This window comes from Amycolatopsis sp. NPDC004368, assembly GCF_053602515.1.
On sequence record NZ_JBSGDT010000007.1, the window covers coordinates 223,951 to 238,761 of the forward strand.

Below are 14,811 nucleotides of genomic sequence, written 5' to 3' on the forward strand. Positions count from 1 at the left end.
GGGCAGAGATCAGAAGAGAAGGGGCAACAGTGCGTGCCTTCTCCTCAGAACCGCGCCATATCGGGCATCCAACCGGAGCCACGAATCGGTGGCGGTCACCCGCACCACGTCACCGTCGATCGACGAGTCGAACAACCCCATTCCGGACAAGGCGAACAGACAGCGCAGCTGCACCTTCACCTCGAGCTCCCCACCGGTCACCGTGAGCACGGCCTGGTCCATCAGCGACGCGGGCGGCGTGCCGTGCGGGCCCACGTTGTCCCGGGCCAGGGTGACGCCGCGGTCGGCGAGGTCGGACACCACGCCCACCGGCAGGTCGTCCACGAGCTGCCAGCGCCCCGGCGCGGGCAGCTCGGCGTGCCAGAGCAGGTCGCGGGCCGGCCCCGGGTCCATGACCTCGCCACCCGCGACCGTGAGGGCCGCGAGCAGCTCGTTGCCCGACACGGTGATGTCGGCCGGGGTGACGGTCCCCGCCACCGCGCGGGTGGCGAGGACCTCGAACGGCGTGGTCGTCCACGCTTCCACGACACCGCCCGCGTCCGGCCGGTTGCGCAGCCGCACCACCGTGTTGCCGTCCAACCGCACCGCACGCGCGACGAACGCGCCCAGCGTCTCCCGGTCGGCGGCGTCGGGGACACGCAGCTCAGGCATCGGCGAACACCTTCTTGAGGAACTCCGACTCCTCGGCGGTGAGCCGCCGCGGCCGCAGCTTCACGGTGTCGTACGGCGCCAGCACCGTCTCGGCCGTCGCCGCCACCGGGTCCGAGGCCTCGGACCCGGTGTGCACGACGTAGGCCAGCGTGACGGTGGCCGCCTTGATCTCGGTGAGGGTGATCTCGACCCGCACGGACGTCTCGGGCGTGACGACGATCGGCGCGCGGTAGTGCACGCCGAGCTTCACCACGACCACACCCTTGGGCAGCTCGGTGAGCCCGGCTTTCACCGCGTCGCCGAACAGCACCGGGATCCGCGCTTCTTCGAGCAGCGTCACCATGTTCGCGTGGTTCACGTGCCCGTAGACGTCCATGTCCGACCACCGCGGCCGGACGTGCGAAACGTAGGTCAACGCACCGTGCTCCTGATCTGACGCGCGGCCACGGACAGCGTCGCGAGGTCGAGCCGCCCGGAGCGGGTGATCTCGTCGAGCGCCACGCGGGCCCGCGCCAGCCGCGACGCGTTGGTCTTCTCCCACTGCGCGATCTGCGCGTCGGCCGCCACGTCCTGATCGCTGTGGCGCAGCGCGTCGAGCGTGATGGCGCGAAGCGAACCGTACACGTCGTCACGCAGCGAGAGCCGGGCCAGGGCGTGCCAGCGGTTGCCGCGTTCCAGTGCGCTGATCTCGGTGAGCATCTTGTCGATGGCCAGGTGGTCGGACAGCGCGTAGTACAGCTCGGCGGTGTCGGCCGGGCTGTGCATCGCGTCGAGCCCCACCTGCTGCTCGGCCAGCTCGGTGACCTCGACGACGTCGAGCAGGCCGTAGCTGTGCAGCAGCAGCGCCACGCGGCGCGCGAGATCGGCCGGCACGCCGTCGGCGACCAGCTTGCCCGCCTGCTCCTCCACCGACTCCAGCTCGCGGCCGCGCAGCAGCTCGCCCAGCTTCGGGCCGAGCTCCGCGACGACCGGGCCGAACCGGTTGATCTCGGCCAGCGGCGCGAGCGGCTGCGGCCGGTTGGTGAGGAACCAACGGGCGGCGCGGTCGAGCAGCCGGCGGGTCTCCAGCACCATCGCATCGGCGACCGCGGTGGGCACCACGTTGTCGAGCGCGTCGATCTCGGCCCACAGCTTCGGCAGGTCGTAGACCTGCGTGACCACGGCGTACGCGCGCACCGCGTCGGTGGCCGTCGCGTTCATCTCCTCCATGAGGCGGAAGACGAACGAGATGCCGCCACCGTCGACCAGCTCGTTGGTCACGAGCGTGGTGATGATCTGGCGGCGCAGCGGGTGCTGCGAGATCGCGTCGGTGAACTGCTCGCGCAGCGGCTTCGGGAAGTACTCGGGCAGCCGGCGCGTGAACACCTCGGAGTCGACCAGCTCGCTGGCCAGCAGCTCGTCCTTGAGGTCGAGCTTCACGTGGGCCAGCAGCGTCGCCAGCTCCGGCGAAGACAGGCCTTCGCCCGCCTTCTCCAGCGCCCGGAACTCCGACGAGCTCGGCAGCGCCTCCAGCTCGCGGTCGAAGGCGCCCTTCGCCACGAGTGACGACACCTGCCGCGCGTGCACCGACACCATCGGCCCGGCGTGGGCCCGGCTCACGCCCAGCACCGCGTTCTGCCGGTAGTTGTCGGCCAGCACCAGATCGGAGACCTCGTCGGTCATCTCCTCCAGCAGCGAGTTGCGCCGCGTGTGCTCGAGGTTCCCGCTCGCCACGAGGTGGTCGAGCAGGATCTTGATGTTGACCTCGTGGTCGGAGCAGTCGACGCCGGCGGAGTTGTCGAGCGCGTCGGTGTTGATCTTGCCGCCCGCGCGGGCGAACTCGATGCGCCCGAGCTGGGTCAGGCCCAGGTTGCCGCCTTCGCCAACCACCTTCACGCGCAGCTGGTTGCCGTTGACGCGGATCGCGTCGTTGGCCTTGTCGCCCGCGTCGCCGTGGTTCTCGGTCTCCGCCTTGACGTACGTGCCGATGCCGCCGTTCCACAGCAGCTCCACCGGCGCCAGCAGGATGGCCTGGATGAGCTCCATCGGCGGCAGGTGCGTGACGCCTTCGGCGATGCCGAGCGCCTGGCGCACCTGGGGGCTGATCGGGATCGTCTTGGCCGAGCGCGGGTAGATGCCGCCGCCCTCGCTGATGAGCGAGCGGTCGTAGTCGTCCCACGAGCTGCGCGGCAGGTCGAACAGCCGGCGCCGCTCGGGGAAGGTCGCCGCGGCGTCGGGGTTCGGGTCGAGGAACACGTGCATGTGGTTGAACGCGGCCACGAGCCGGATGTGCTCGCTCAGCAGCATGCCGTTGCCGAAGACGTCGCCCATCATGTCGCCGATGCCGACGACGGTGAAGTCCTCGGTCTGGGTGTCGGTGCCCAGCTCGCGGAAGTGGCGCTTCACGCTCTCCCACGCGCCCTTGGCGGTGATGCCCATGGCCTTGTGGTCGTAGCCGACCGAGCCACCCGAAGCGAACGCGTCACCGAGCCAGAACCCGTACTGCGCCGAGACTTCGTTGGCGATGTCGGAGAACTTCGCGGTGCCCTTGTCAGCCGCGACGACGAGGTAGCTGTCGTCGGCGTCGTGGCGCACCACACCCGGCGCGGGCACGGTCTTGCCCTCGACGCGGTTGTCGGTGAGGTCGAGCAGGCCCGAGATGAACATGCGGTAGCACGCGATGCCCTCGGTCAGCTGCGCGTCGCGGTCGAGGCTCACGTCGCCCGTGGGGACCGGCGGGCGCTTCACCACGAAGCCGCCCTTCGCGCCGACGGGCACGATCACGGCGTTCTTCACCGCCTGCGCCTTGACCAGGCCGAGCACCTCCGTGCGGAAGTCCTCCTGCCGGTCCGACCAGCGCAGGCCACCGCGCGCGACCTCGCCGAAGCGCAGGTGCACACCTTCCACCCGCGGCGAGTACACGAAGATCTCGAACTTCGGGCGCGGCTCCGGCAGCTCCGGCACCCCGCTCGGGTCGAGCTTGATCGCGAGGTACGGCCGGGTCACGCCGTCGGCGTCGGTCACGTGGTAGTTGGTGCGCAGCGTCGCGTTGATCACGGCCATGAGGCGGCGCAGGATGCGGTCCTCGTCGAGGCTCGTGACCTCGTCGATCATCGCGGTGATCTCGCCGACGAGCGACTCCTCGCGCGTCTCGCGGTCCACATCGGACAGTTGCGGGTCGCAGCGCGTCTCGAACAGCGTCAGCAGCCGCTTGGCCACCTCGGTGTGCTTGAGCACCGTGTTCTGGATGTAGGCCTGGGAAAACGGGCTGCGGGCCTGCTGCAGGTAACGCGAGTACGCACGCAGCACGGCGGCCTGGCGCCAGGTGAGGCCGGCACGCAGCACGAGACCGTTGAAGCCGTCGACCTCCGCCTCGCCCCGCCACGCGGCGTGGAAGGCGTCCTGGAAGCGTTCGCGCAGCTCGTCGAGCGCCGCGGTGCTCGTCTCGTCGAGGTACTCCGGCGAGATGCGCAGGCCGAAGTCGTAGATCCAGCTGGCGCCGCCGTCCTCGCGGAACAGCTCGTAGGGCCGCTCGTCGACGACCTCCACGCCCATGGCCTGCAGCACCGGCAGGACCTTCGACAGCGTGACGCCCTCGCCGCGCAGGTAGAGCTTGAAGCGCCGCTCACCCGGCTCGGCGTCGGCGGGCAGGTAGAACGACAGCGCGAGGTCGCCCTCGTCGGCCAGCGTGTCGAGCTTGCGCAGGTCGGCGAGCGCCTCGTCGGCGGTGAAGTCCTCCTTGTAGCCCTCGGGGAACACCGCGGCGAAGCGCTGGCCCTGGTCGACGGCGGACTCCTCGCCCATCACGCCCACCGGCTGGCCGTCGCCCGCGCGCTCGCGGCGCTCGCCGAGGATCGCCTCGACCATGCGGTCGTCCCAGCTGCGCACGACGGTGTTGAGCCGTTCCTGGATCCGCAGCGTGTCCGGGTCGATCCGGTGGGCCGGGTCGGTGTGCACGATGAAGTGCACCTGCGCGAGCACGGTCTCGCCGATGCGCGCGCTGTATTCGAGCTGCGTGCCTTCCAGCTCCTCCAGCAGCACCTTCTGCATCGCCAGCCGCGAGCGCGTGGTGTAGCGGTCGCGCGGGAGGTACACGAGGCAGGAGTAGAAGCGGCCGTACGGGTCGCGGCGCAGGAACAGCCGCAGCCGGCGGCGGTCCGACAGCGTGATCGCGCCGGTCGTGGTGGCGTAGAGCGAATCCGTGTCGGCGGAGAACAGGTCGGCGCGCGGCCAGTTCTGCAGCACCTCCAGCATCCGCTGGCCGGAGAACGACTCCATCGGGAAGCCGGCGCGGTGGATCACCTCGCGCACGCGCTTGCACACCACCGGGATGTCGAGCACGTTCTCGTGCAGCGCGGTGGTGGTGAACATGCCGAGGAAGCGGTGCTCGCCGGTCACGTTGCCCGCGTCGTCGAACGTCTTCACGCCGACGTAGTACGGGTACACCGGCCGGTGCACGGTGCTCGGCGCGCTCGCCTGCGTGAGCACGAGCAGGGTCGGCGACAGCGCGCTGGCGTAGTCGTCCGGGCCCGCGGTGAGGCTGCGGGCCGCGAGGCTGTCCTGGCGCAGCACGCCCAGCCCCGAGGCGAGGACCGCGCGCAGCGCCGGCTCGTCGGAGTCGGGGTGCGGGTTCTCGACCAGCTCGTAGCGGCGGTAGCCGAGGAAGGTGAAGTGGCCGTCGGCGAGCCACCGCAGCAGCCGGGCGCCCTCTTCGATCTGAGCCGGGTCGGGCAGCTTGGGCGGGTTCTGCTCCAGCGAGCCCGCGACCGACACGGCGGTCTGCGCCATCTTGTCGGCGTCCTCGACGACCTCGCGCACGTCGCCGAGCACCGAGGCGAGCCGGTTGTCCAGCTCACGGGCGCGGTTCGGGTCCGTGACGAGGTCGATTTCGAGGTACATCCACGATTCCGCCGCGGACATCGGCGGCGGGTCGGCCGGGTCGGCGTCCTCGTGCAGGCCGATCAGCTCGCCGGTGACGTCGCGGCTGACCACGACGATCGGGTGCACGATGCGGTGCACCTGCACACCGTCGCGCGCGAACTCGGCCGCGACGCTGTCGACGAGGTAGGGCATGTCGTCGGTGACGACCTGCACGACGGTGGCCTCGCGGGTCCAGCCGTCCTGCGTCGCGGTGGGGTTCAGGAGGCGGACCGCGGGGCGTCCCGGCATGCGCTGCTTCGCCAGCTGCAGGTGCGAACGCACCGCGCCGACGAGTGCCACGGGGTCGTCGCCGACGATCTCCTCGGCGGGGATGTGGCGGTAGTACAAGCGGATCAGGTCGCCGATCTCGGGGGCCAGCGCGGCGGCGGCGGCGATCAGCTCATCCCGGAGCTGTTCCGGGCTGGCCGAACGGCGCACCGCGCCGACCTCGGCGCCGACATCTGTTCCGGGCGGGGACGAGACTCCCGTCGAGCTCATGTGAGACAACTCTCCAGTTTCGAGATCGAGACGCGTCCGTCACCACAACGTGCCGGACACCCCACACAGTAATCCGACCCCGCCGCGCCCGTGACAAAGACCAGGAGTTGTCCAGACTTAAATTTACCTTATGGGACTGGGGGTTTCCCGGCATTGATCGGTTCAGCTGCGGGGGCGCCGAGCAGCCGCCGCGACCGGCGAATCCCTTGGCACCGGGCGCGCCGCGCCGCCGCGTGCCACGGGCCGGAAAGGCCCGATCGGTTTCGTGATCGGTTCAGTCGGCCGGAGGCCGCGGGGAGCCGGGCGGTCAAACCGGAAAAGGTTGCCTCACGTCACTGCGAGGATCACCACACCGAAACCGCCCGGACGGGCGACACCGCTGCCCGGGTACCCCGAAGCGACGGCGCCCAAACGCCGTTTTCGTGGTGCCGCAAAGGTGCTCGTGGCCCGGGCGGGGACGTCAGTCGCCGTTGCGCTTGCGCTCCACCGACGCGTGCCCGTTGACCGGACGGCGCTTCTCGTCGTCCTCTTCGGGACCCAGCCGCTTCACCAGAGCCGCGGCGCTCGCGGTGCCCGCCTGGTGTTCGGCGAGCGCGCGGGCCAGCAACTCGGCCAGCCCGGCGTCCGGCGGCGGCTCGTCTTCCGCGATGGCGCGGGCGTAGCTCTCCGGGAACGGCTGCGACGTCGGCGTCCACGAGTCGAAGTCCTCGAGCGGGTCGAGCGCCGGCGGCATCCGCAGCCGCGGCAGCCACGGATCCACGGCTTCTCCCGCCACCTCCTCCGCCCGCGGAGCCGGGGCCAGGTCAGGGGTTTCACGCTTCCAGGGCGGGTCCACGACGTCGGAGACCGGCTCGGGTTCCGCCGTACGGGAGGTCTCCTCGTACACGGCTTCTTCGCGCGCCTCGTCCGCTCGGCGCCGGCCGCCCCCGCCACCGGCGGAGATCCCCAGCCGATCGAGCACGGACCGGGCGGCCACGGACCCGTGTTCCGCGTCGTGCCGGGTCTTGCGGCCGCGAGCGGTCTCGTCGCGTCGGGCGCGTTCTTCGCGGGCCCACTCGTCGCTCTCCCACAGCGGCGCGGCGGGTTCGTCGGCGGGCGCGGGGGCCATCGGCAGCTCGGGCAGGATGTCCGAGAGGTCCGGCAGCGCCAGCCGGGGCAGCTCTTCGCCCACCGGCTGCGGCTCTTCGCGCACGACCTCGGCGACGGGCTCCGGCTTCGGCGCGGCCGGTTTTTTGAACGGCTTGACCCACCCGGGCAGCTTCGCCTCGGGCAGCTCGGGAGCCGCTCGGCGGCCCGTCTCCGCGGGCGCCGGGCGAACGGGGGTGCTGTGCGACCCGTTCACCGGGCGCTTGGCCGGCTCGGCGACGCGCGGCCGTTCCGGCGCCTCGGCGCGCGGCGCGGACAACGTGAAGCGGGCGACCTGCTCGGTCGGAGGCTGCACGCGTTCGGGCTCGGGTTGCGGCTCGTCGCGGATCACGGGGATCACCGAGGTGCGCTCGGCCTCCGACTCCGCCTCTGCTCGCCCGAACGACCACGTGGGCGTCTTCGGCCCGGGCTTCTCGGGCTTGCGAACGGGTTTCGCGGGCACGGGCCCGGCCGCGCGCACGTACGTCGTCTCCGCCGGCGGGGCGGGCGTCGGCGGGGCTGCCACCCGGGGCCGCTCTTCGGTCCGCTGCTTCGCCGCGGCCGGCCTGGCCACGGCGGATTTGGCGACAGCGGGTTTGGCGACAGCGGGTTTGGCGACAGCGGGTTTGGCGACAGCGGGTTTGGCGACAGCGGGTTTGGCGACAGCGGGTTTGGCGACGACCGGCTTGGCCACCGGCGCCGATTCGGCGGCGGGCGGTTCCGCCGCGATGGCCTGGATGAGCGCCGTCGTCTCGACGTCGCGCACCGGCGGCTCGACGGCCATCGGCACCGGACGTCCGCCCTGCGGCGCCGACCGGGCGATCACGTCGTCGAGGTCCAGCGGCGCCACCGTGTCCGCGCCGAACTCGCCGGCGAGCAGCCCGCAGGCCTGGCGGCGCGCTCGCGAGTGCACGTGCTCGGCCGCGCGCGATCGGTGCAGGCAGGCGATGGCTTCTTCCGCGCTGCCGAAGCGTTCCTCGATCTGCGAGAGCTCGAGCCACAGCCGCGCGGTGACGGCGGAAAGCCCGTGGCGGTCGGTGCTCGCCACGGCTTCACGCACGAGCTCGGCCGCCGCGTCGCCGGCGCCCGCCGGCAGGTGCACGCGCGTGGCCACGGCCAACCGCAGCCACGCCGTCGGCGCGACGCCCGCCGCGCGCACGGGCTCGTTGAGCATGGGTTCGGCGATGTCGTACGCCATGTCGGTGTCGCCGCGGTCGAGCAGTGTGCTCACGAGCTGCAGCACGAGCCGCACGCGCACGAGACCGCCGTCGTCGCCGGGTTTGTCCAGCCTTTCGAGGAACCCGAGGCCGGTACGGGCGGCATCGGCGGCCGCGGTGAGGTCACCGTGGCGGCGCCGGTGCGCGGCGGCCCCGTTGCGCAGCAGCGCGCGCACGAGCAGGCGGGTGTCGGCGTCGAGCGACTCGTCGGCCACCACCAGCTTGTCGGCCTCCACGAGCACGCGGTCGAGCTCCGGCTTGCGGCCGAACTGCGCGAGGCAGCCCACCAAGTGGCACAACGCTTCCGCGCGGTGCACGGCCGACACCGCCGGCTCGGACAGCACGGGCCGCAGCGCCGCCAGCCCGGTCAGCGGCGTGCCGAGGCTGCGCGCGCACACGGCCAGGTCGATCCGCAACCGCGCGGCCATGTCGGTGTAGCCCGCGTGCTCCGCGGCCCGCAGCGCGGCGACGGCGCGCCCGACGGTCGACGTGCGACCGCCGAGGCGCACCCGCGCCGCGACCACAAGGCTTTCGGCGCGGATCCACTGCTCCTCCGCGCCCGCGGTCTCGGCGAGCGCGGCCGCGCGCTCACCGAGCACCAGAGCGAGCTCGGGCGCCCGCAGGTGCAGCGCGTCCGCCCGCTCGATCAGCCGCCCGAGGTCGGAGAGGGTCGCCCCGCCGGCAGCAGCGAGCCGCCCGCCCGCGGGTGCGGGCGAGCTCGACCGATTGTGCCTGCTGGCTTCCACTCCGGCCCCCGGGCGTCAGTCGCGGGTCAGCTTGCGGTGGGTGACCCGGTGCGGCCGCGCCGCTTCGGCGCCGAGGCGCTCGACCTTGTTCTTCTCGTAGCCCTCGAAGTTGCCCTCGAACCAGAACCACTGCGCCGGGTTCTCGTCGGTGCCTTCCCAGGCCAGGATGTGCGTGGCGACCCGGTCGAGGAACCACCGGTCGTGGGAGATGACCACGGCGCACCCGGGGAACTGCTCGAGCGCGTTCTCCAGCGAGCCCAGCGTTTCCACGTCCAGGTCGTTGGTCGGCTCGTCCAGCAGGATCAGGTTTCCACCCTGCTTGAGCGTCATCGCCAGGTTCAGCCGGTTGCGCTCACCGCCGGAGAGCACGCCCGCGGGCTTCTGCTGGTCCGGTCCCTTGAAGCCGAACGCGCTCACGTACGCGCGCGAAGGCATTTCGGTCTGCCCGACGTGGATGTAGTCGAGCTTGTCCGAAACGACCTCCCACACCGTCTTCTTCGGGTCGATGCCGGCGCGGTTCTGGTCCACATAGGACAGCTTGACCGTCTCGCCGATCTTGACCTTGCCGCCGTCCGGCTCCTCGAGCCCGACGATGGTCTTGAACAGCGTGGTCTTGCCGACGCCGTTGGGTCCGATCACGCCGACGATGCCGTTGCGCGGCAGGTCGAACGACAACCCGTCGATGAGCACGCGGCCGTCGAAGCCCTTGCTCAGCTTCTCGACCTCCACGACCACGCTGCCCAGGCGCGGGCCCGGCGGGATCTGGATCTCCTCGAAGTCGAGCTTGCGGTGCTTGTCCGCCTCCGCCGCCATTTCCTCGTAGCGGTCGAGGCGCGAGCGCGACTTGGTCTGGCGGGCCTTGGCGTTGGAGCGCACCCACTCGAGCTCGGTCTTGAGGCGCTTGGCGAGCTTCGCGTCCTTCTTGCCCTGGACCTCGAGGCGCTCGCGCTTCTTCTCCAGGTACGTGGAGTAGTTGCCCTCGTAGCCGACGACACGGCCGCGGTCGAGCTCCATGATCCACTCGGCCACGTTGTCGAGGAAGTACCGGTCGTGGGTCACGGCCAGCACGGCGCCGGCGTACTTCGAGAGGAACTGCTCCAGCCACAGCACGCTTTCGGCGTCCAGGTGGTTGGTGGGCTCGTCGAGCAGCAGCAGGTCGGGCGCGGACAGCAACAGCTTGCACAGCGCGACGCGACGGCGCTCACCACCGGAGAGGTGGGTCACGGGCTCGTCCGGCGGCGGGCAGCGCAGGGCGTCCATGGCCTGCTCGACCGTGGAGTCGAGCTCCCACGCGTCGGCGTGGTCGAGGTCCTCCTGGAGCTGGCCCATCTCCTCCATGAGCTCGTCGCTGTAGTCGGTCGCCATGAGCTCGGCGATCTCGTTGTAGCGGTCGAGCTTCTGCTTGGTCTCGCCGAGGCCTTCCTCGACGTTCTGGCGGACGGTCTTCGTCTCGTCCAGCTCCGGCTCCTGCATGAGGATGCCGACGGTGGCACCCGGCTGCAGGAACGCCTCGCCGTTGCTGGCCTGCTCGATCCCCGCCATGATCTTGAGAACGGTGGACTTACCGGCACCGTTCGGCCCCACCACGCCGATCTTGGCGCCGGGGTAGAACGCGGTGCTGACGTCGTCGAGGATGACCTTGTCCCCGACGGTCTTGCGCACCTTCTTCATGGTGTAGATGAACTCGGCCATGTCATCGATCGTAGAGTGGCCCGATCCGCGCCCTGACGGCGGTCACCACCGCGCTACCGACGGTCATGCCCACATCACGCGGACGACACCATCTCCCCGGTCATTCCGCCCGTTTGCCGTCGGCGAGGTTCTTGAGCATCGCGTTGTAGGCGGCCAGTTCCTCGCCGCCGGTGTTCTCCTCGCGGCGGTCCTTCCGCTTGGCTTCGCGCTCGTCGGCGCGCGCCCACTGCACCAGCAGCGCGACCAGAACCAGCAGCACGGGCACCTCACCCGCGGCCCACGCGATGCCGCCGCCGAGGCGCTGGTCGGTGAGCAGGTCGCCGACGAAGGGCAGCCGCAGCGACTGGTAGAACTCCTGGCCGATCACGTACTGCATGTTCATCAGGATCACGCCGAAGAAGGCGTGGAACGGCATGGCCGCGAACATCATCCCGAGCCGGCCCACCGGCGGGATCTTGCGCGGCGCCGGGTCGACGCCGATCACCGGCCAGTAGAAGACGTAGCCGGCGAGCAGGAAGTGGGCGTTCATCGCCAGGTGCGCCCAGTGGTAGTTCAGCGCGGCGTCGAACAGGCCGGAGAAGTACAGCGCGTAGAAGGAGCCGACGAACAGCAGCAGCGCGACGATCGGGTGCGTCAGGAACCGCGACACGGGCGAGTGCACGGCCGCCAGGAGCCACTCACGCGGCCCGGGCGGCGCGCCGGCACCGGCGGTCGGCAGGGCGCGCAGCGCGAGCGTCACGGGCCCGCCCAGGACCAGCAGCACGGGCACGACCATCGACAGCAGCATGTGCGTGCCCATGTGCACGCTGAACATCGCCGGTGAGTACCGGCCGATGCCCGACGACGTGGCGAGCAGGAGCACCAGGCAGCCGGCGAGCCACGCGACGATCCGGCCGGTGGGCCACGTGTCGCCGCGCTTGCGCAGCCGCCGCACGCCGGCGAGGTAGAGGCCGGCCAGCACGATCGCGGCGGTGCCGTAGACCAGGTCGAAGCGCCAGTCGGTGAGCAGGCGCCAGAACGTGGGCGCGCCGTCGAGGTTGTAGCCGATCAGCAGCTCGGTGGTCGAGGGCTGCGTGACCGCGTCGGCCGGTGGGGGCGTGCGGGCGAGGCCCGACGCGATGCCGAGGGTGACGAACATGATCAGCACCTCGACGGCCGCCAGCCGCAGCAGCTGGCTGCCGCCCTTGCCGTCGACGAGGTCGCGCACCCCGCGTTGCCGCTGCTGGTGACCGAACACGCCGAGCAGCAGCAGCGCCACGACCTTCGCGACCACGAGCAGTCCGTAGTCGGTGGTCAGCAGGTCGCCGAGGTTGATGCGCACCAGCGCGTTGACCACACCGGAGATCGCCATCACGATCCAGCAGACCAGTGCCAGCTTGGAAAACCGCTGCGCGGCCAGCGACAGGTGCGCGCCGCGCCGCCAGCCGAGCGCGAGCACGGCGATGAGCCCGCCCACCCACACCGCGGCTGCGACGAGGTGGAACAGCAGGCTGTTGGTGGCCATGTCGTGGGAGCCGCCGCTCGCGGAGTGCCCGGTCACGGCGACCGGGACCAGGCCCGCGACGGAGCCGAAGAACAGCACGGTCGTCCAGCCCCACGTGAGCACCAGCCGGCAGCCGAGCGCGAGCAGCACCGCGATCAGCGCGGTCCAGAGCCAGGCCTTCGGCTGCTCGATCGCGTCGACGAGGTCCAGCAGCGTCTGGGGCGAAAGGACTTCCAGGAACGGCTTGCCGGCGCCGTCGGCCGCGGTGAACGCCACCGACAGCAGCGAGGTGGCGAACCAGACCCACGCGGCGATGCCGGCCGCGCGCACGGCGGCGTAGCCCTCGGGCGCGAGCGTGCCGGACTTCTGGGGCGGCACGAGGAACGCGGCCAGCAGCAGGGCCCCGACGCAGACCACGGACGCGGCTTCGGCGATCACGCGGACCGCGGTGATGCCGTACCGCGTGACGAGCCCGGGATCGGGCAGCCCGGTGATCAAGGACCCCGCGCCGCCGGTGAGAGCCACGAGCCCGACCGCGACCATCGCGGCGAGCACGACGCCGACCGAGAGCAGCGGCAGCACACTGGTCCTGCGCCGCGCCGCCGGTTCGGGTTTCGTCACTGGTTCCGTGCTCACCGTTCGAGACTAGGCCGGTCCCGTTTCCCGCGGCACGGGGGTGCGCACGGGGCATGATGGCTTCGTGCGGATCATCCTGCTGCGTCACGCCCAGTCCCTCGGGAGCGTCGACCAACTCGCCTACACGCGGATTCCCGACCACGCGATCCCCCTCACGGAGGCGGGACGCGCCGAGGCCACCGCCACGGGACCGGTGATCAAGGAGCTGCTGCGCGACGAACGTCCGGCCGTGTTCGTGAGCCCCTACCTGCGTACTCGCGAGACGCTGCAGCTGCTGGACATCGAAAGCGACTGCGACCGCGTCGTGCAGGAACCGCGGCTGCGCGAACAGGACTGGGGCAACCTGCAGGATCCGCAGGACCAGGAGATCCAGCGGCAGCGCCGGCACGAGTTCGGACATTTCTACTACCGGCTGCCGTTCGGCGAATCGGGCGCCGACGTGGACGACCGCGTGGCCGGTTTCCTCGGTGAGCTGCTGCACAGTGGCGGAACTCACCCCCGGTGCGTGCTGATCGTGTCGCACGGCCTCACGTTGCGGCTGCTGTGCCGGCGGCTGTTCGGGTGGAGCGTCGACCTGTTCGAGTCCCTGCAGAACCTGGCCACGTGCGAGCACCGCGTGCTGGAGCACGACGGGGACAAGTGGTCGCTCGACAGGCCGTTCGGCCAGTGGCGCGAGTCACCGGACGGGCAGACCCAGGGCTGACTCCTCGCGCCGGCGCGCGCGGGCCGCGACGAGGGCGGCGGGCACGATCAGCGCCGCGATGAGGCCGACCACCACGAACGACACCGAGTAGGACGTCGCCTGCGCGATGCCCCCGATCATCGGCGGGCCCGCCAGGAAACCCGAGTAGGCGACGGTGCTCACGAACGCCAGCTCGCGTTCGCCGCCACCGCCGTCGGCCCGTTTGCCGGCGCTGCCGGCCAGGCTGAGCGCGAGCGGGAAGGCGGCCGCGAGCCCGGCGCCGGCCAGCGCGAAGCCGACGTACGCGGTGGCGGCCGGCACGAACACCGCGGTGGCGACCAGCCCGATCGCGGCAACGCCCGCGCCGACGACCAAGGACCGCGTGGCGCCGAAGCGTTCCTGGCTCCAGGCGCCGCCCAGCCGGGCCAGCGCCATGGCGAGGGAGAACCCGGAGTACGCCAGCGCCGCGGCGCCCTGGCCGACGCCGTGGGCGGTGACCATGAGCAGCGCCGACCAGTCGGAGCTCGCTCCTTCGGCAATGGCCGAGCACAACGCGACGGCCGCCAGCAGCCACAGCGCGGGCCGGCGGATCGGCGCCTTCCCGCGTTCCGGCTGCGTCGTCTCCTTCGGCGGCCGGTCGCCCGGCACCGCCTTGAGCACCACGGCGAGCACGACCAGCGCCGCCACCGCCGCCACGGACAGGTGCCGCGCGGGCGACCAGTCGTGGCCCGCGGCCAGCCCGGCGAGCAGCGACCCGGCGAGCGCGCCGAAGCTGAACCCGGCGTGCAGCGTCGGCATCACGGCGCGGCCCGTGCGCCGTTCCACGGCCACGCCGGCGATGTTCATGGCGACGTCGAGTGCCCCGACGCCCGCGCCGAGCACGAACAGCGCGCCGGCGAGCAGCGGCACGTTCGGCGCGAACCCGACCAGCGCCAGCGCGACGGCGGCCACCACGGTGCTGCCCGCGACGGCCGCGCGGGCACCCACGCGTTCGGTGATCCGCCCGGAAACCGGTGCGGCGCAGAGCATCCCGACGCTCGCGCCCAGCAACGCGAGCCCGAACACCCCGGGGACCGCGTGCACGTGCGCGGCGATGGCGGGCGTGCGCGGAGCCCACGAACCGAGGGCCGCCCCGTTGAGCGCGAAGACCGCGAACACCGCCGTCCGATCGCGCATGCGTCC

At 71.6% G+C, this 14,811-nt stretch carries 8 protein-coding genes; 1 reads left to right on the forward strand and 7 read right to left on the reverse strand.

Annotated elements, in window-relative coordinates; translation table 11 throughout:
* Positions 1 to 9: 9 nt before the first annotated feature.
* The 6 genes from ACWEOE_RS13910 to ACWEOE_RS13935 form a co-directional block, all read right to left on the reverse strand.
* Complete coding sequence (locus tag ACWEOE_RS13910) at positions 10 to 651, reverse strand: hypothetical protein (RefSeq protein WP_452008149.1); 642 nt, start codon at positions 649 to 651, stop codon at positions 10 to 12.
* Positions 644 to 1,066 carry an acyl-CoA thioesterase gene (locus ACWEOE_RS13915; protein WP_452008152.1) on the reverse strand — a complete coding sequence of 141 codons (423 nt, stop codon included), beginning with the start codon at positions 1,064 to 1,066 and terminating at the stop codon, positions 644 to 646. The genes ACWEOE_RS13910 and ACWEOE_RS13915 overlap by 8 nt, the downstream gene beginning before the upstream one ends.
* Entirely contained in the window at positions 1,063 to 6,048 is a 4,986-nt protein-coding gene (locus tag ACWEOE_RS13920; RefSeq protein ID WP_452008155.1) for an NAD-glutamate dehydrogenase, read from the reverse strand. The genes ACWEOE_RS13915 and ACWEOE_RS13920 overlap by 4 nt, the downstream gene beginning before the upstream one ends.
* A 460-nt stretch (positions 6,049 to 6,508) precedes the next feature.
* On the reverse strand, positions 6,509 to 9,136 hold the full coding sequence (locus tag ACWEOE_RS13925; RefSeq protein ID WP_452008158.1) for a hypothetical protein: 2,628 nt from the start codon (positions 9,134 to 9,136) through the stop codon (positions 6,509 to 6,511).
* 15 nt (positions 9,137 to 9,151) lie between these two features.
* Positions 9,152 to 10,828: an energy-dependent translational throttle protein EttA gene (gene ettA / locus ACWEOE_RS13930; RefSeq protein ID WP_452008161.1), complete on the reverse strand. Its 1,677-nt coding sequence runs from the start codon at positions 10,826 to 10,828 to the stop codon at positions 9,152 to 9,154.
* Positions 10,829 to 10,928: 100 nt separating this feature from the next.
* Positions 10,929 to 12,854 carry a cytochrome c oxidase assembly protein gene (locus tag ACWEOE_RS13935; protein ID WP_452008234.1) on the reverse strand — a complete coding sequence of 642 codons (1,926 nt, stop codon included), beginning with the start codon at positions 12,852 to 12,854 and terminating at the stop codon, positions 10,929 to 10,931.
* A 157-nt stretch (positions 12,855 to 13,011) separates the two neighbouring features.
* On the opposite strand from ACWEOE_RS13935, the gene ACWEOE_RS13940 reads away from it, so the two are divergent.
* Positions 13,012 to 13,650, forward strand: coding sequence for a histidine phosphatase family protein (locus ACWEOE_RS13940; protein WP_452008164.1), 639 nt, complete (start codon positions 13,012 to 13,014; stop codon positions 13,648 to 13,650).
* On the opposite strand, the gene ACWEOE_RS13945 is transcribed toward ACWEOE_RS13940, so the two are convergent.
* Positions 13,624 to 14,805: an MFS transporter gene (locus tag ACWEOE_RS13945; RefSeq protein WP_452008167.1), complete on the reverse strand. Its 1,182-nt coding sequence runs from the start codon at positions 14,803 to 14,805 to the stop codon at positions 13,624 to 13,626. The two genes, ACWEOE_RS13940 and ACWEOE_RS13945, sit on opposite strands and share 27 nt — an antisense overlap.
* Between the last annotated feature and the right edge of the window lie 6 nt (positions 14,806 to 14,811).

Bases quoted from the DNA above. Each gene is read 5' to 3' on its own strand.
- ACWEOE_RS13920 (WP_452008155.1), bottom strand. From the start codon at position 6,048: ATGAGCTCGACGGGAGTCTCGTCCCCGCCCGGAACAGATGTCGGCGCC.
- ACWEOE_RS13910 (WP_452008149.1), bottom strand. From the start codon at position 651: ATGCCTGAGCTGCGTGTCCCCGACGCCGCCGACCGGGAGACGCTGGGC.
- ACWEOE_RS13945 (WP_452008167.1), bottom strand. From the start codon at position 14,805: ATGCGCGATCGGACGGCGGTGTTCGCGGTCTTCGCGCTCAACGGGGCG.
- ACWEOE_RS13935 (WP_452008234.1), bottom strand. From the start codon at position 12,854: ATGGTCGCGGTCGGGCTCGTGGCTCTCACCGGCGGCGCGGGGTCCTTG.
- ettA (WP_452008161.1), bottom strand. From the start codon at position 10,828: ATGGCCGAGTTCATCTACACCATGAAGAAGGTGCGCAAGACCGTCGGG.